The 16,633-nt window shown below is 57.2% G+C and carries 13 protein-coding genes and 2 tRNA genes; 8 read left to right on the plus strand and 7 right to left on the minus strand.

The window, feature by feature from the left end; translation table 11 throughout:
• Positions 1-156: 156 nt before the first annotated feature.
• From DFO52_RS04550 to DFO52_RS04560, 3 genes are read left to right on the plus strand one after another with little or no spacing between them, the layout of a single operon-like run.
• Positions 157-1,242 carry an efflux RND transporter periplasmic adaptor subunit gene (locus tag DFO52_RS04550; protein WP_166642344.1) on the plus strand — a complete coding sequence of 362 codons (1,086 nt, stop codon included), beginning with the start codon at positions 157-159 and terminating at the stop codon, positions 1,240-1,242.
• Positions 1,242-4,304, plus strand: a complete 3,063-nt coding sequence (locus DFO52_RS04555; protein WP_133549484.1) for an efflux RND transporter permease subunit — start codon at positions 1,242-1,244, stop codon at positions 4,302-4,304. Before DFO52_RS04550 ends, DFO52_RS04555 begins: the two co-directional genes overlap by 1 nt.
• Positions 4,301-5,266, plus strand: a complete 966-nt coding sequence (locus tag DFO52_RS04560; RefSeq protein WP_047647375.1) for an acyltransferase family protein — start codon at positions 4,301-4,303, stop codon at positions 5,264-5,266. The genes DFO52_RS04555 and DFO52_RS04560 overlap by 4 nt, the downstream gene beginning before the upstream one ends.
• On the opposite strand, the gene pagP is transcribed toward DFO52_RS04560, so the two are convergent.
• Positions 5,263-5,838: a lipid IV(A) palmitoyltransferase PagP gene (pagP, locus tag DFO52_RS04565; protein WP_059347004.1), complete on the minus strand. Its 576-nt coding sequence runs from the start codon at positions 5,836-5,838 to the stop codon at positions 5,263-5,265. The genes DFO52_RS04560 and pagP overlap by 4 nt on opposite strands.
• Before the next feature lie 256 nt (positions 5,839-6,094).
• On the opposite strand from pagP, the gene shiA reads away from it, so the two are divergent.
• The 3 genes from shiA (at position 6,095) to DFO52_RS04580 (ending at position 10,718) form a co-directional block, all read left to right on the plus strand.
• Positions 6,095-7,408, plus strand: coding sequence for a shikimate transporter (gene shiA, locus DFO52_RS04570; protein WP_133549486.1), 1,314 nt, complete (start codon positions 6,095-6,097; stop codon positions 7,406-7,408).
• A gap of 73 nt (positions 7,409-7,481) precedes the next feature.
• On the plus strand, positions 7,482-8,936 hold the full coding sequence (locus DFO52_RS04575; RefSeq protein WP_023312354.1) for an AMP nucleosidase: 1,455 nt from the start codon (positions 7,482-7,484) through the stop codon (positions 8,934-8,936).
• Between the two features lie 15 nt (positions 8,937-8,951).
• Positions 8,952-10,718: an aminopeptidase P family protein gene (locus tag DFO52_RS04580; RefSeq protein WP_133549488.1), complete on the plus strand. Its 1,767-nt coding sequence runs from the start codon at positions 8,952-8,954 to the stop codon at positions 10,716-10,718.
• Positions 10,719-10,860: 142 nt separating this feature from the next.
• Here DFO52_RS04580 and DFO52_RS04585 read toward each other — a convergent pair.
• Positions 10,861-10,936, minus strand: a tRNA-Asn gene (locus tag DFO52_RS04585).
• Between the two features lie 103 nt (positions 10,937-11,039).
• The gene (emmdR, locus tag DFO52_RS04590) at positions 11,040-12,494 is read right to left on the minus strand and encodes a multidrug efflux MATE transporter EmmdR (RefSeq protein WP_133549490.1); all 1,455 of its coding nucleotides are present in this window, start codon (positions 12,492-12,494) and stop codon (positions 11,040-11,042) included.
• Between the two features lie 161 nt (positions 12,495-12,655).
• Here emmdR and DFO52_RS04595 point away from each other — a divergent pair.
• Positions 12,656-12,731 (plus strand) — tRNA-Asn (locus DFO52_RS04595).
• A gap of 53 nt (positions 12,732-12,784) precedes the next feature.
• Positions 12,785-13,120: a gamma-glutamylcyclotransferase family protein gene (locus DFO52_RS04600; RefSeq protein WP_133549492.1), complete on the plus strand. Its 336-nt coding sequence runs from the start codon at positions 12,785-12,787 to the stop codon at positions 13,118-13,120.
• 47 nt (positions 13,121-13,167) lie between these two features.
• Here the strand turns inward: DFO52_RS04600 and DFO52_RS04605 are convergent, their stop codons facing one another.
• The 4 genes from DFO52_RS04605 to dacD form a co-directional block, all read right to left on the minus strand.
• Entirely contained in the window at positions 13,168-13,503 is a 336-nt protein-coding gene (locus DFO52_RS04605; protein ID WP_008499467.1) for a DUF496 family protein, read from the minus strand.
• 158 nt (positions 13,504-13,661) lie between these two features.
• On the minus strand, positions 13,662-14,720 hold the full coding sequence (locus DFO52_RS04610; RefSeq protein WP_023312358.1) for an FUSC family protein: 1,059 nt from the start codon (positions 14,718-14,720) through the stop codon (positions 13,662-13,664).
• Positions 14,721-14,812: 92 nt separating this feature from the next.
• Positions 14,813-15,286, minus strand: coding sequence for a DNA gyrase inhibitor SbmC (gene sbmC, locus DFO52_RS04615; protein ID WP_133549494.1), 474 nt, complete (start codon positions 15,284-15,286; stop codon positions 14,813-14,815).
• 119 nt (positions 15,287-15,405) lie between these two features.
• Entirely contained in the window at positions 15,406-16,572 is a 1,167-nt protein-coding gene (gene dacD / locus DFO52_RS04620; RefSeq protein WP_029739251.1) for a serine-type D-Ala-D-Ala carboxypeptidase DacD, read from the minus strand.
• Positions 16,573-16,633: the final 61 nt, after the last annotated feature.

The following is a 16,633-nucleotide window of genomic DNA, read 5'->3' on the forward strand; positions in this document are numbered from 1 at the left end:
GCCTGATCCGCCTGGGTATGTTTATTGCACTTGCCATTATCGCCAGCACGGCGATTGGTTTATTTACCTATATGGTCGTCACTGTTCTGGCAGAATAGTGTCACCCCCTATCCAGGTTATGGAATAAATAAAACTGTTATTTATTAGGGGAATACAGTGAACCGCTACCTCTCTCTTTTACCGTTCGTTTTGTTAACGCTCACGGCGTGCGATCCAAAACCGAAGCAAGCTTCCCCCCTTCCCAGGATGGTAAAAGTGGCGGAGGTGACGGTTCCAGGTCACGCCCAGCAGCGCGTTTTTCCCGCCCGCATTGAATCGGGCGATGCCACAGACCTTTCCTTCAAGCGCGCAGGTCAAATTGAAGCGCTCGATGTGCGTCAGGGTGCAGCCATCAAACAGGGGCAACAGCTTGCCAGACTGAACGCCCGTGAAGCCCAGCAGCGGGTTAACGACAGGCAAACGGCGGCGACGCTGGCCCAGAGGCAGTTTGACCGCTTCCAGACGCTGGCGGGCCGCCAGGCGATTTCGAAAGCAGAAATGGACGTGCAGCGCGCGAACCGCGATTCGGCGAATGCGGCGCTGCAGATTGCCCGAGAAGAGCTAAATCAGATGACGCTCGTTGCCCCCTTCAGCGGGACGGCGGCCAGCGTGCACGTGCGAAACCATCAGGTAGTGTCCCCCGGCCAGCCCATCGCGACGTTAACCCGCACCGACCTGCTGGACGTGGTGTTCAGCATCCCTGAAAACCTGTTTAAGACCTTTGATATCCGCAACGCGCAGTATCGCCCCGTGGTGAGAATTAACGCCATTCCGGATCGGGAATTTACCGCCGTCTACAAAGAGCATTCGGGCAGCAGCGACAGCAATACCCTGACCTGGCAGGTGATACTCACCATGCCGCGGCCAGATGATTTTCCCGCCGTCGGTGGCGTAAGCGGTACGGTGACCATCAATTTAACCAACCTCCCGGCGGGCGCGGACGCTCAGGCGCTGGTCGTACCGGTTGAGGCAGTCTTTAACCCGAACAACAGCCCGCGCAACGAGCCGCACGTCTGGGTCGTAACGGGCGAAGGCGACACGCTCCATCTTGAAGACCGCAAGGTCAGCGTGGGGCAAGTGAGCACCGAAGGCGTGGTGATTACCAGCGGGCTTAAGGCGGGCGAACGCGTGGTGGCCGCAGGCGTTGGGGAGCTCCATGCTAACCAGCCGGTGCGTATCTGGACGCGTGAACGGGGACTGTAATGGATATCTCTCGTCAATTTATTAATAACCCTGTTCGCGTCTGGCTAACGATCCTGCTGCTGGGCATCGGGGGTATTTTCGCCCTGTTGAATATCGGCAGGCTGGAAGATCCCGCCTTTACCATCAAAACCGCAGTGGTGGTCACCCACTATCCCGGCGCATCCGCTCAGCAGGTTGAAGAGGAGGTGACGCTTCCGCTGGAGAATGCCCTTCAGCAGCTGCCTTATCTGGACAACGTGAGCTCCATCTCTTCAAACGGTCTGTCGCAAATCACCGTTAACATCGCTTCTCGCTATCACTCGAACGAGCTGCCGCAGATTTGGGATGAACTGCGCCGCCGCGTGGGCGATGCCTCGCGTCTGTTCCCGCCCGGCGTCGTCACGCCCTTTGTGAATGACGATTTCGGCGACGTGTTCGGCTTCTTCTTCGCCATTTCCGGAGATGAATTCAGTAATCCTGAACTGGTGCGATATGCGGAGCAGCTGCGCCGGGAGTTGATTCTGATCCCCGGCGTCGCGAAGGTCGCCATCGGCGGGGCCATTAGCCAACAGGTCAATATCGATATCTCCCTGACCAAAATGGCCGCGCGCGGCATTACGCTGAACCAGCTTTCCGCCCTGCTCAGCAGACTTAACGTCGTTTCCAGCGCCGGAGAAATCACCTCCGGCACGGAATCCATTCGCCTACACCCGACCGGTGAGTTCGAGAATCTTGATGAACTGGCGGATATCATCATCACGCCTTCCGGCACCGGGGCGGCGACGCGTCTGCGGGATATCGCCACGCTGTCGCGCGGGCTGAACGAATCGCCGGCCAGTATCTACCATGCCAACGGCAAAAAAGCCGTTACCATGGGCGTCTCGTTTATTCCCGGCGTGAACGTTATCGACGTGGGCCACGCGCTGGAGGCGAAGCTAAACCAGATGTCGGCGGAAAAACCGGCGGGCATACAGATAGACCTGTTTTACGATCAGGCAGCCGAAGTGGGCCACTCCGTTAACGGTTTTATTATTAACTTTCTGATGGCGCTGGCGATTGTCATCGGCGTACTGCTGATCTTTATGGGCGTGCGCAGCGGGATCATCATTGCGTTTTCTCTCGCGCTTAACGTGCTCGGCACGCTGCTGATTATGTATCTGTGGGGCATTGAGCTGCAGCGCATCTCGCTCGGGGCGCTGATTATCGCCCTCAGCATGCTGGTGGATAACGCCATCGTGATTGTCGAAGGAGTATTGATTGCCCGACAGCAGGGCTCCCCGCTGTTAACCGCCGTGAACTACATCATCCGCCGCTCCGCCCTGCCGCTGCTGGGGGCGACGGTGATTGCCATCCTGGCGTTTGCTCCTATCGGGCTGTCGCAGGACTCCACCGGGGAATACTGTAAATCCCTGTTCCAGGTGCTGCTGATTTCCCTGATGCTGAGCTGGTTTTCGGCGCTCACCCTCACCCCGGTGCTGATTAAGTGGTGGTTGTTTAAAAACGACAGCGCGCCCGATAAAACCGACGAGTCAGATCCTTACGATAAACGCCTCTACCGCGCCTACCAGCGCCTGCTTAACACGCTGCTGCACCATAAGGCACCGACGCTCATTGTGATGGCTGCGCTGCTGGCCGCGTCTGTCTGGGGCTTCGGCGCCGTACGGCAAAACTTTTTCCCGTCGTCTAATACGCCGATTTTCTTTGTCGACCTGTGGTTACCCTACGGTACGGATATCAAGTGGACTGAGAAAATGACCAGCGATATTGAAAAGACGATCAATGGCCAGCCTGGCGTGGAGACCACCGTCTCAACCATTGGTCAGGGAAGTATGCGCTTCATTCTGACCTATAGCGGACAGCGCCAGTACAGCAACTATGCGCAGATCATGGTAAGAATGGACGACCAGCGCAACATCTCTGCCCTGACGCGCCACGTGGACGAGTACATCGCGCGGAACTATCCGCAGGTCAACGCCAGCACCAAACGCGTGATGTTTGGCCCCTCCGGCGACAGCGCCATTGAGGTGCGCATTAAAGGCCCCGACCCTGACCGGCTGCGTCTGATAGCCAGCCAGGTGGACGATATCCTCACGCGCGACCCGGCCACGGGCAGCGTCAGGAACGACTGGCAAAACCGCAGCAAGGTTATCCGCCCACAGTACATTGCCGCCCTGGGCCGCGAGCTTGGCGTAGATAAGCAGGACGTTGATAACGCGCTGGAGATGAACTTCTCCGGCAGCCGGGCGGGGCTGTACCGGGAAGGCAGCGACCTGCTCCCGGTCGTGGTGCGCCCGCCTGAGAGCGAACGGCTGGACGCCAATCACCTGAATAACGTGCTGGTGTGGAGCCAGACGCGGCAGCAGTATATCCCGCTGAGTAACGTCGTCAGCCGCTTCTCGCTGGAGTGGGAAGATCCGCTCATCCTTCGACGCGACCGCTCGCGGGTGCTGACGGTTCAGACGGACCCGGACCCGCTGAGCCAGCAAACCTCCGGGGACATTCTTGCCCGCGTGAAGCCGCAGATTGATGCCCTTAGCCTGCCACACGGCTACAGCATCGAGTGGGGGGGCGACGCGGAAAACTCCAGCGAAGCGCAGCAGGGGCTATTCACTACGCTACCTCTCGGGTATCTGGTGATGTTTGTTATTACGGTGCTGATGTTCAGCTCGGTGAAAAATGCGGTCGCCATCTGGCTGACCGTACCGCTGGCGCTGATTGGCGTGACGCCGGGATTTTTACTTACCGGCATTCCCTTTGGCTTTATGGCGCTGATTGGCCTGCTGAGCCTGAGCGGCATGCTGATCCGCAACGGCATCGTGCTGGTGGAAGAGATCGAACAGCAGAAAACGCAAAAGGATCAGCACGAGGCGATCGTGTACGCCGCGACCTCGCGCCTGCGCCCCATCCTGCTCACCGCGTTTACGACCGTACTCGGCCTGGCTCCGCTGCTGCTGGACGTTTTCTTCCAGAGCATGGCCGTTGTGATTATGTTTGGACTGGGGTTTGCTACAATCCTGACGCTGCTGGTACTCCCCGTTATCTATGCGTGTTTCCATCGTAAGGACGAAGCCAAACAACAATGAATGCGACAGGGCTGAACATTATCAAAACGCTGGGCTGTATGACGGCGGTGACCTTCTTTACCATCTACAACACCTGGGATCATTATGATTACGACTATCACTGGATCCTGGGGTTTTTAACCTTTATCTCGACGATTGCCACGCCGCTGTTTTTTGTCGTTGCGGGCTATCTCGACGGACAATCACGGCACGGCACCCGCTGGCAGCTGGGTAAAATTAAAAGTCTGGTGATTGTTTTTCTGTTCTGGATAACGATCTACTACCTGTGGGAGCCCTATCAGCGCGGGTATTTAATCCAGCCCTGGTTCGTGTTTGCGTTTGTGGTGATTTACACCTTCCACCCGGCGGTGGAATGGCTCAGCCAGCGGCGATCGCTGTTCTGCGGCGCGATTGCCGCCCTGCTGCTCTTTTCCTACGGATACGATCTGCTATCGGCGCTCTATCCTGAAACGCACGCCCTTTCTCTTTCACCGCAGTATCGGCTGTGGACGTGGCTGCTGTTTTATCTGACGGGGCAACTCTTCTGCGACCCGAAAGTCGCCGAGTGGATTAGCCGCAAAAATGTGGTCCGGGCGGCGGTTGTCGCCATCCCGTTTATCTACCTCTTCACCTGGTTTTACGAGCGCCACTTCTTCTTCGCGCTGTTCAAGGCGGACAGAAACGCCTTTATTCTTACCGGCTCGCAGATCTACATCCTGATTATTGCCCTGGTGATTGCGGCGAACGGCGTGCGCTTTCGCCGCAACGCTGAATTTAAGGAGTCCATTCTGGCCGCCATCAGCAAAACGATGACCGGCGTGTACATCGTGCACTACTCGGTGTTTCATCTGCTGACGGCGCTGATACCGGTGACCTCTCTCGGCATGAAGCTGGCGCTGATTGTGCTCACTTTCATTACCTCTGTTCTCTTCTCCATGCTGGTATTGTCTAACGCCGTGGCTAAAAAGGTGATCACCCTTTAAAAGCCTAAGCGCAGCCAGGCAAAGAGCACGTTGCCGTTGTTATACGTCCCGGGAATATAGGTGAACTGAACGGTAACGCGCTTATACCCGGCCGAAAAAAGCGGGAAGATGAACGGTAGCGGGACATAGTTTGCAAAATCATCTCGCGCCGTGATGCCCGCCGCGGCGCCGAGCCCAAGGCGGAAATCTTTGGCATTATCCAGATACCAGCCTTTTTCCCAGCCATAGCCCATCGCGGGCTGCCATTCGTTGTGCGAGTCCTTGAACATCATCGCGAACAGCGCGCTCCAGTTGCCCTCTTCGTTATAGCGGGAAACGCCCAGCCCGCCGCCCCACGGCATTTCATTGTAATTGTCCGTTTTTTCTTTGTCGTACATAAAGCGAGCGTGCCAGCTCAGGAACGGCAGGTACAGGTCGTAACGTTGAGGCTCTTCCCAGGTCTGGGAGATATCATCCGTCAGCGCATTCCACCAGCCGCTGATGCGTTGCTCACCGTAGACGTTGGGCTCCGCGTTAAGCGGTGCGACGAATAAAAACAGGACCATCCAGAATGCCGAAAAGGTGCGTTGCATCGTTATTCCCTCAGCTTAGGCCACGCAGCGGTATCTATAACTGTAATCCATTCAGCACTAACCGGAGCCAAACAGACTGATTTATATCGAGGTAGGGGAAGATGAAATTTATTTATTCAGCGCCTTCCGGAAAGATAAAAACGTTTTCTCAGGCGTTTTGTCGCGGTAGTCTCATAGGTTCCGTTGATACGACGGCTGCTTTGTGAGTGACCTTTTCTTATACCAATAATTAAAAATCAGTATGGACAGGACAATTATGGACTCCACCCTCATCTCCGATCGTCCCAACGAGGAGACACCTTCGCTCAATCGTGCCCGCCGCGCGGCCTTAGGCAGCTTCGCGGGTGCCGTCGTCGACTGGTATGATTTTCTGCTTTACGGCATCACTGCCGCCCTGGTGTTTAACCGCGAGTTTTTTCCTCAGGTCAGCCCCGCGATGGGCACACTCGCCGCATTTGCCACCTTCGGCGTCGGCTTTCTGTTTCGCCCGCTGGGCGGGGTGATCTTCGGCCACTTCGGCGACCGTCTTGGCCGCAAGCGCATGCTGATGCTCACCGTCTGGATGATGGGGATCGCCACCGCGCTTATCGGTATTCTCCCCTCGTTTGCCTCCATCGGCTGGTGGGCACCGGTACTGCTGGTCACCCTGCGCGCCATCCAGGGCTTCGCCGTAGGCGGCGAATGGGGCGGCGCGGCGCTGCTGTCCGTTGAGAGCGCGCCGAAGCACCGGAAAGCGTTTTACAGCAGCGGCGTACAGGTCGGGTACGGCGTAGGCCTGCTGCTTTCCACCGGGCTGGTATCGCTAATCAGCCAGTTCACCACCGACGAGCAGTTCCTGAGCTGGGGCTGGCGCATTCCGTTTATCTTCAGCATCGTGCTGGTCATCGCCGCGCTGTGGATCCGCAACGGGATGGAGGAGTCGGCAGAGTTCGAAAAGCAGCAGGAAAAACCGGCCACGAACAAACGTCTTCCGGTTATGGAAGCCCTCGTCCGGCACCCTGGCGCTTTTCTGAAAATTATCGCCCTGCGCCTGTGCGAGCTGCTGACGATGTATATCGTCACCGCGTTTGCCCTGAACTATTCGACGCAGAACCTCGGCCTCCCCCGCGAGCTGTTCCTGAATATTGGCCTGCTGGTCGGCGGGATCAGCTGCCTGACAATCCCCTGCTTCGCGTGGCTGGCGGACCGGTTTGGCCGCCGTCGCGTTTACATCACCGGGGCGCTGATTGGCACCCTCAGCGCCTGGCCGTTCTTTATGGCGCTCGAGGCGCAGTCGATCTTCTGGATTGTCTTCTTCGCCATCATGCTCGCCAACATCGCTCACGATATGGTGGTGTGCGTACAGCAGCCGATGTTCACCGAGCTGTTTGGCGCAAGCTACCGCTACAGCGGCGCGGGCGTGGGATACCAGGTCGCAAGCGTGGTCGGCGGCGGATTTACGCCGTTTATTGCCGCCGCGCTGGTGACCTTCTCCGGCGGCAACTGGCACAGCGTGGCGATTTATCTGCTGGCCGGCTGCCTGCTGTCGGCGGCGACTGCGCTGCTGATGAAAGAGACGAGCCACTGCTGATCTCCCTTTTGTTTCACGGGCGTGTGACATACTATCGGGTAGAGTCGCACACCTGTGGAACAAGGAGACAGAGATGAATAATAAGGGCTCCAGCCTGACCCCGGCTCAGGCGCTGGAAAAACTCGACGCGCTGTACGAACAGTCCGTCAACGCGCTGCGCGGCGCCATCAGCGAATATATCGAAACAGGGAAACTTCCCGACCAAAAGGCCAGAACCGAGGGCCTTTTTGTTTATCCATCGCTCTCTGTGACCTGGGACGGCAGCGCCAGCAGTAATCCCAAAACCCGCGCCTACGCGCGCTTTACCCACTCCGGCTGCTACAGCACCACCGTCACCCGCCCTGCGCTGTTCCGCCCGTATCTTGAAGAACAACTCACGCTGCTGTACCAGGATTACGGCGCGCACATTGCCGTTGAGCCCTCGCAGCATGAGATCCCGTATCCCTACGTGATTGACGGTTCGGCGTTAACCCTTGACCGCTCCATGAGCGCGGGGCTGACCCGCCACTTCCCGACGACGGAACTTTCACAGATTGGCGATGAGACGGCCGACGGGATTTATCACCCGGCAGAATTTTCTCCCCTGTCGCATTTTGATGCCCGCCGGGTCGATTTCTCCCTTGCGCGCCTGCGCCACTACACCGGTACGCCAGTCGAACATTTCCAGCCGTTCGTGCTCTTTACCAACTACACCCGCTACGTTGATGAGTTTGTCCGCTGGGGCTGCAGTCAGATCCTCGACCCGGAAAGCCCGTATATCGCGCTGTCCTGCGCGGGCGGGATCTGGATCACCGCGGAGACCGAAGCGCCCGAGCAGGCGATCTCCGACCTGGCGTGGAAAAAGCACCAGATGCCCGCCTGGCACCTCATCACCGCCGACGGTCAGGGCATCACCCTGATAAACATCGGCGTGGGCCCGTCAAATGCCAAGACCATTTGTGACCATCTGGCGGTCCTGCGCCCGGACGTGTGGCTGATGATTGGCCACTGCGGCGGCCTGCGCGAAAGCCAGCTGATTGGCGACTACGTGCTGGCACACGCCTATCTGCGCGATGACCACGTGCTTGATGCGGTCCTGCCGCCAGACATCCCAATCCCAAGCATCGCCGAAGTACAGCGCGCGCTGTATGACGCTACCAAAGAGGTCAGCGGCATGCCGGGTGAAGAGGTTAAACAGCGCCTGCGCACCGGCACGGTCGTCACAACGGATGACCGCAACTGGGAGCTGCGCTACTCCGCCTCCGCGCTGCGGTTCAACCTGAGCCGCGCGGTGGCGATCGATATGGAGAGCGCCACCATTGCCGCCCAGGGATATCGCTTCCGCGTTCCTTACGGCACGCTGCTGTGCGTCTCCGATAAGCCGCTGCACGGCGAAATTAAGCTTCCGGGCCAGGCCAACCGTTTCTACGAAGGGGCAATCTCCGAGCATCTGCAGATTGGTATTCGTGCGATTGATTTACTTCGCGCGGAGGGCGACAAGCTGCATTCGCGCAAGCTGCGCACCTTCAACGAGCCGCCGTTCCGCTAATAACAAGGATAAACCATGCACACCACATCACCGCTCTCTGCCCTGCGCCACTGGCTTGAGGCCAGTCAACTCGACGGGATGATCGTCCCGCGCGCGGATGCCTGGCAGAGCGAATACTGCGCGCCCTACGACGAAAAGCTGGCCTGGCTGACGGGCTTTGACGGCTCGGCCGGCGTGGCGCTGGTGTTGAAAAACAAAGCGCTGCTGTTCGTCGACGGGCGCTATCAGGTTCAGGCACGCGTTCAGGTCAATACGGATGAGGTTGAGATCCACCACCTGCACAACGAGCCGCTGGCAGAATGGCTGGCAGAAAACGTTGCGGCAGGAACGCGCATCGGTTTTGACGCGCTGCTGATGACCAACTCGGAGTTTGAGCAACTGTCTGCCACGCCGTGCGAGCTGGTGCCTCTGAAGGCCTCGCCGTTTGATACGCTATGGACCGATCGCCCTGCCGCGCCGGCGGGGCTTATCCGTGAAATGCCGGTTGAACACAGCGGCGAACGCAGCGCGGACAAACGCCAGCGCGTCGCCGCCGTGCTGGCCGCCAACAACGCTGATTATCTCGCCGTCACCCTGCCGGATAACATCGCCTGGCTGCTAAACGTGCGCGGTGCGGATATTCCCTACAGCCCGGTACCGCTCTCCTTTGCCCTTCTCGGTCGTGACGGTCACGTTGAGTGGTTTGTTAACGACAATAAGCTCAGCGCCCTGCCTGGTAATGTGCGCAATGCGTTTACCGTTGCCCCGCAGGATACCTTTATTGAACGCTGCCAGCAGATTGCTGTAGGCAAACGGGTGATGGTTGATGCCGATTCCGCGCCGGTGGCACTGCGCTTCGCCATTGAGCCACGGGGAGAAATTGTCTGGCGGACCGACCCCATCACCCTGATGAAAGCGACTAAAAACCCGGTCGAGCTGGCAGGCTATCGCGAGTGCCATCACCGGGACGGGGCCGCGTGGGTCAACTTCCTCGCCTGGCTGAGCCGTGAAGTGCCGCGGCGCGAGGCGGCTGGGCAACCGCTCACCGAGCTGGACGCACAGGCGCAGCAGCTTGCGTTCCGTCAACAGCAGCCGGGGTTCATCGAGCAGAGTTTTGAAACCATCTCCGCCTCTTCGAGCAATGCGGCGATGTGCCACTACCATTCGAGCGAGGCCAGCAATAAGCCTATCGGCCATGACCATTTTTACCTGAACGATTCCGGCGGCCAGTATGTTAACGGCACTACCGACGCCACGCGCACGCTGGCGTGGGGTCAGGTCGATCCGCAGCAGCGCCTGCACTACACTGCCGTGCTGAGAGGCTTCCTGTCGCTCATTACCCTGCAGTTTCCTTCCGGGACTCAGGGGCATCAGCTGGATGCGTTTGCGCGTCGCCCGCTGTGGGAGATGGGGCTGGATTACGATCACGGCACGGGGCACGGCGTGGGGCATCAGCTGCTGATCCATGAGAACCCGCATCGCATCGCCAAAAAGGTCAACCCGTGGCCGCTGGTGGCGGGCAATATCATGACTATCGAGCCGGGCTACTATCTGGGCGATAGCCACGGTATTCGTATTGAAAACCAGGTGGAGATTGTGGAGAGCCGTCCGGGGTTCTGCAAATTTGCCTCGCTGACGCTGATCCCGATCGACTTAAGTCAGGTTGAGCTGCATCTGCTGAGCGAGCAGGAAAAGCAGTGGCTGGATGCGTATCACCGGCAAGTGCGCGAGGCGCTCTCACCTCTGGTGAACAGCGATGCGCGTCCGTGGCTGGTTGAGGCGACGGCACCGATTAGTGTGTAATTTCGTGCGGTCTGGTGCCCTCAACCCAACCCTCTCCCACGGGAGAGGGTGCACACACTAAAAACGGCAACAAGGTTGCCGTTTTGCATTTACCTTTCGCAGAAAAGCAAAAAGCCTGCTTTAAAAGCAGGCTTTTCAAATTTGGCTCCTCTGACTGGACTCGAACCAGTGACATACGGATTAACAGTCCGCCGTTCTACCGACTGAACTACAGAGGAATCGTGTGAACGGGGCGCATATTATCGATGCTCCCCCATGATGTCAAAGGCAGAATGCATATTTCCGATCGTTTGCCGAATTATTCTCCACTTCGCGCAATTGTCAGGCATTTTTCCGCGGATATTTCCACAGCCAGCGCCCGCTGACCATCCGCCAGTAGAACAGCGCGCCCCGCACGGCCCAGTCGAGGAACATCCCCAGCCAGACGCCGACCACACCCCATCCGAGCATCACCCCGAGCGTATACCCCGCGACAACGCGACATCCCCACATGCCGAGCATCGATACCCACATCGCAAAGCGGGCATCGCGCGCCCCTTTCAGCCCGGCGGGCAATACCCATGAGGCCGCCCAGATGGGCATAAAGGCCGCGTTGAGCCAGATGAGGATCTTAACGACCTCTTTAACGTCGTCTTCGTGGGTATAGAACGAGGCCATCAGCCCGGCAAACGGCGCGGTTCCCCAGGCGATCAGCGTCAGTCCAATGGTCGACAGCCAGAAGACGTGGCGCAGCTGCCGCTCCGCCTGGCCTATCTGACCTTTCCCGAGCCGTTTACCCGTAATGATGGTCGATGCCGAACCCAGCGCGTTACCCGGCAGGTTAATCAGCGAGGCAATAGAGAAGGCGATAAAGTTACCGGCGATAACGTCGGTCCCCATCCCGGCGACAAACATCTGCGTGAGTAGCTTCCCGCCGTTGAACAAGACCGATTCAATGCTCGCGGGAATGCCGATCCCCATCACTTCCCAGATAATGGCGAAATTAAAGGGACGGAAATAGCTTTTCAGCGTCAGACGCAGCGAGGGGGTGATCCCCGCCATCAGCACCCCAATGATGGCTACCGCACCGATATAGCGTGAAATGGTTAAGCCCAGTCCCGCACCGACGAACCCCAGCCCCTCCCACGAGAACACGCCGTAGATCAGCACGCTGCTGATAATGATATTCAGGATATTCATCCCGCCGTTGATCAGCAGCGGAATTTTGGTGTTGCCCGCCCCGCGCAGCGCGCCGCTGCCAATCAGCGCAATGGCAGCCGCCGGATAGCTTAAGACGGTCATCTCCAGATAGGTCAGCGCCAGGTCTTTAACCTCGTTCGTGGCCTCCCCGGCGACAAAGTCGATAATCTCTCTACCGAAATAGTGGATCACCGCCGCCAGAACGATCGAAAAAATGGTCATGATCATTAGCGACTGGCGGGCCGCCTCGCGTGCACGTTTGGGATCAAGCTTGCCGAGGCTAAAGGCCACCACCACCGTCGTCCCGAGATCTATGGCGGCAAAGAACGAGATCACCACCATGTTAAAGCTGTCCGCCAGCCCAACCCCTGCCATCGCCTCTTTCCCCAGCCAGCTCACCAGGAAGGTGCTCAGGACCCCCATCAGCAGAACGCAGGTATTTTCCAGGAAGATAGGCACGGCAAGAGGGGTGATTTCACGCCAGAACAGGACACGATAGCTTTTACGTTTTGCATACCACGGCGTGCGCTCTATCGCCTGGCGTAAGGAGGCAGTGACGTTCAAAATGGACCTTAGCGAGAAAAGTTGAAACTCCATTTCAAATGATGGGGGACAAATGCTAATCCTGCAAAGTATTTTCCAGAAAAAGATGTGTGGATTTACAACAAACTGACGACAGAATCAGCAATCAGTCGATTTTCCCTAAGATCAGGTTTGACAAAAGTTTTTTCGCCGCTAAGATAAGCCTCCACAACGATTCCTCTGTAGTTCAGTCGGTAGAACGGCGGACTGTTAATCCGTATGTCACTGGTTCGAGTCCAGTCAGAGGAGCCAAATTTAAAAAGCCTGCTTTTAAAGCAGGCTTTTTGCTTTGCGGATGAGGGAAAATGAACGCTCTGTTTGTCTACGGCACGCTGCGCCCGGGCCACTCTAATGCGCATATTCTTGAAAACATCGGCGGCGAATGGCTGGCCGGTTCCGTATCCGGCACGTTTTACGAACGCGGCTGGGGCGCTGCGGCGGACTTCCCGGGAATTGTGCTCCACCCTGACGGACCCCGCGTCGAAGGCTATCTGTTTATCTCGGATAACCTTGCCGCTCACTGGCAAATGCTGGATGAATTTGAAGACGGCTACGATCGGGTTGAGATCACGGTGACCACCCTTGAAGGCAAGCAGGTTAAGGCCTGGATTTATCAGCTACAGCCGCGTTCTGAATCATAAAAAAAGGCTCTCTGTCACCAGAGAGCCTTTTTCACTATTCGCTGCGATTACTCGCTTTTTGCTTCGCCGTTTTTGATTTCGCCCATCACTTTCAGCTTCTTGGAGATGTCGCGACGCTCTTTGGACAGCTCAGCGTTTTTGATGATGTAGTCATCAACGCGGTCTTCATAGTCGCTCTTCATGCTGGCGATGATGCCCTGAATAGCTTCAACGCTCATACCTGGCTTGATGTAGTCGCTCAGGTTGTCGAGCAGCAGAACACGTTTCTGGTTGTCACGGATCTTCTTCTCAACGTCCTGGATTTCACGCTGCAGCTTGTTTTTGCGGCGGAACAGGCGGACGAATTCCAGAACATCCTGGAACGAAGGCTTGGTAGTTTCCATTTTTACACCCCTGATAATGTGAGATTCGGATTCGTTAAAGCAACCGTTGTAACAATAACCTTACTGACAGCGGCTGCGAATGACAATGAGTATATCGTTTAAAGCTATCATAACCCCAATTGCTGCTGAATCGAAGCAGCAGCCGTCACATACGCCTTTTATTTGCGCAGCGCCCGGCAAATAAGGTGCGATAACAGCTCAAGCTGCCGCGCCAGTTCCATGCTCAGCCAGACGTAGCCATGAATTGGCGTTTCCGCCACGTTATCGCTTTGGCGCTCATTGATTAGCTGCTTCAGCTCCGCGACGATCTCATTCAGCCGCTCACTGTTGGCCAGTATCGGCTGCGGGTTCCCTTCATAGAGCGCATGAGCGATGGTCAACAGCGTTTGCTGCGTCATCTGCTGGGTCTCTTTGAGGGTCTGCGCGTTAAGCATCAACAGATGGCTGGGACGCGAGGCCCAGTGCGCGTTGATCTGCAGTTCAAGCATGCAGACCAGATTGCGGCTTACCGTCTGGATGGCTTCGAAAATCGATTTCTGAATATGGGTTTCTTTGCTGGCGGGCGTGATCAGGCCGCGCATTTTGACCACATCGTTGAGGATCGTTTGCAGATGCTTTTCCAGCCGGGGACGCTCAACCAGATTCGGGGAAAAACCGGCCTGATAGACGCGGTTAAAGGCGGTGACGTAGTTCGCCATCTGAATACGCCAGTGCAGAAAAGCCCGCTGCGGCCAGATACCGGTGAATAGCATGGCCAGCAGTGACCCCAGGATGACATCCCCGCTTCGCCACAGCGCCGTGGTCATATCCCCGGCGGGCGCACCGACAACCACCGCGAGCGTAATACCAATCAGCAGCGCCTGATACGGCCTCTTACCCAGCGCCAGCCAGCCGCACAGGAACATGGCGGCACCGCACCATGCCAGCATCACGGGAAATGAGATGAGCTCCAGCTTCAGGGCGATAAGCCCAAGGGCCGAGCCTAAAACCGTCCCGCCAATTCGCTCGAAGGCGCGCGGAACAACGTTCCCCCAAAACGAGATGGGCCCCATTACCACCACAAGGGTGATCAGCGGCCACGTCCCTTCCGGAACGTCCAGCAAACGGACCAGTACAAACGTCAATACGAACGCCAGCGCGATGCGACACCCGTGCACCACGCGGTAATGTTTGTACAACCGAATTTCAAAAGGGGTTAATGATTTGTCGGGACGCACACCCGCTCTCCAGCTACACGGCAAATCACAATTGTACTGTGTTTTCAGCCGGGCGGATCGCTCCCGGCTGAAAAACCCTTCATTTAGCAGGCTTAAGCCGTTTTATGCTCTACCGCGGTATACATTTCGATATCCCAGTAGCCGTCCGCATTGCCGTCATTGAGATAGCGCTCGAAGCAGGGTTTGAGCGCCATCTGGTACTTATTGTCCTGCAGCAGGGAATTAAAGAACTGATACCACGGCGTGGCGAAGTCGTAGTTTTCCACGCGCGCCGTCGCCACGGCATAATCCCCGGCCGCGATTTCCGTCATCATGACGCCTTCGCTGTTTTCCGGGATAACGAAATCATCCGGTACCGTAACGGCCGTATCGCAGCGCAGTTTTTCTGCCGGGACCTCATCCGGATTATCGTAGTAGACCGCAACCCACTCCAGCGGCTCAATGTGGCGCCCGTCCACCCACATCACCAGCTGTTCAAAGCCCTGTTTTACCGTTTGTTCCCACGGTCCGACCAAATGAAAACCGGCAATCTTACGTTTCTTTTGCTGCTTGATGCTGTAGTCCATGCTGCCTCCATTTATTACTGTATATACATACACTATAAAGCGGATTCTGAGGGTTCAGCAAACGAGAAGTGTTTATTATGTGAGCAGACTCGCAACCCTGCCAGTCTGCTCGTCAACCGCTAGAGCGTGTGATGCAGATAATCGCTCATGCGAGAGAACAGTCCACCTTTATCAACGGCTTCCAGCGTCACCAGCGGCCAGTGCGCCACCACCTTGTCGCGGTCATAGAGCTGGATCTCCCCGACCCGTTGATGCGCAGCAATCGGCGCTTCCAGCTCTTTTTTATCCAGCACGTATTTGGCTTTGATGTTCGGCACTTCCGCTTTCGGCAAGGCCAGCCAGAAGTCCTGGTCGGTGCCCAGTTTCACCTGCTCCTTATCGCCGTACCAGATACGCTCTGTCCCCACTTTTTTACCGTTGTGCAGGATTTGCACCGTATCGAAGTTCTGCTGCCCCCAGTGCAGCAGTTTCCGGGCCTGGTCCTCACGCCCTTTCGGGCTGTCCGCCCCCATCACCACCGCGATTAAACGACGCTGCCCGTCAACGGCGGACGCAATCAGGTTAAAGCCCGCTCCCGAGGTGTGCCCCGTTTTAAGCCCGTCCACGTTCATGGTTTTATCCCACAGCAGGCCGTTACGGTTTTGCTGGGTGATCCCGTTCCAGGTCAGGCTCTTTTCGCTGTACATATGGTAAAACTCAGGCTCGCCGTGAATGATGGCCCGGGAAAGTACGGCCAGGTCATAGGCCGAGCTGTGCTGGCCCGGTGCGTCCAGCCCGTGGACGGTTTCAAAGTGCGTATCGCGCAGGTTCAGCTTCTGCACGTAGTCGTTCATCATCTTCACAAACTGCGGCTGGCCGCCCGCCACGTGATCGGCCAGCGCCACGCAGGCGTCGTTGCCGGAATCGACAATCAGACCGCGGCTTAAGTCACGCACGGAGACGCGATCGCCCTCTTTCAGGAACATCAGCGACGAGCCGTCAAAAACCGGGTTGCCTTTTGCCCACGCGTCACGCCCGACGGTGACAATGTCTTCCGGCGTAATGCGATGGCTATCAATGGCCCGATCGACCACATATCCCGTCATCAGCTTGGTCAGGCTCGCCGGATTGCGTTGTTGATGTTCGTTGCCCGCCGTTAAGATCTGGCCAGTCGTGTAGTCCATCAGCACCCAGGAACCAGCCTGAATGGCCGGAGGCTGCGGCGAAAAATCCAGTGGTTCGGCCGCAAAAGCAGATGAGACACTCGAAGCGAGTAAAGAAACAGCAATAAACAGACGGCGTTTCAACGGTATATCCTCAGGTCATTAAAAATCGATGACCTTTTTACGGGAGTTCTGATGTCGTTAC

Source organism: Enterobacter sp. AG326, assembly GCF_004362415.1.
In the GTDB taxonomy this organism is placed as follows: domain Bacteria; phylum Pseudomonadota; class Gammaproteobacteria; order Enterobacterales; family Enterobacteriaceae; genus Enterobacter; species Enterobacter asburiae.

What these genes read in the sequence shown, in the direction of transcription:
- DFO52_RS04555 (WP_133549484.1), top strand. Translation starts at nt 1,242, where the DNA reads ATGGATATCTCTCGTCAATTTATTAATAACCCTGTTCGCGTCTGGCTA.
- DFO52_RS04560 (WP_047647375.1), top strand. Translation starts at nt 4,301, where the DNA reads ATGAATGCGACAGGGCTGAACATTATCAAAACGCTGGGCTGTATGACG.
- pagP (WP_059347004.1), bottom strand. Translation starts at nt 5,838, where the DNA reads ATGCAACGCACCTTTTCGGCATTCTGGATGGTCCTGTTTTTATTCGTC.
- shiA (WP_133549486.1), top strand. Translation starts at nt 6,095, where the DNA reads ATGGACTCCACCCTCATCTCCGATCGTCCCAACGAGGAGACACCTTCG.
- DFO52_RS04575 (WP_023312354.1), top strand. Translation starts at nt 7,482, where the DNA reads ATGAATAATAAGGGCTCCAGCCTGACCCCGGCTCAGGCGCTGGAAAAA.
- DFO52_RS04580 (WP_133549488.1), top strand. Translation starts at nt 8,952, where the DNA reads ATGCACACCACATCACCGCTCTCTGCCCTGCGCCACTGGCTTGAGGCC.
- emmdR (WP_133549490.1), bottom strand. Translation starts at nt 12,494, where the DNA reads ATGGAGTTTCAACTTTTCTCGCTAAGGTCCATTTTGAACGTCACTGCC.
- DFO52_RS04600 (WP_133549492.1), top strand. Translation starts at nt 12,785, where the DNA reads ATGAACGCTCTGTTTGTCTACGGCACGCTGCGCCCGGGCCACTCTAAT.
- DFO52_RS04605 (WP_008499467.1), bottom strand. Translation starts at nt 13,503, where the DNA reads ATGGAAACTACCAAGCCTTCGTTCCAGGATGTTCTGGAATTCGTCCGC.
- sbmC (WP_133549494.1), bottom strand. Translation starts at nt 15,286, where the DNA reads ATGGACTACAGCATCAAGCAGCAAAAGAAACGTAAGATTGCCGGTTTT.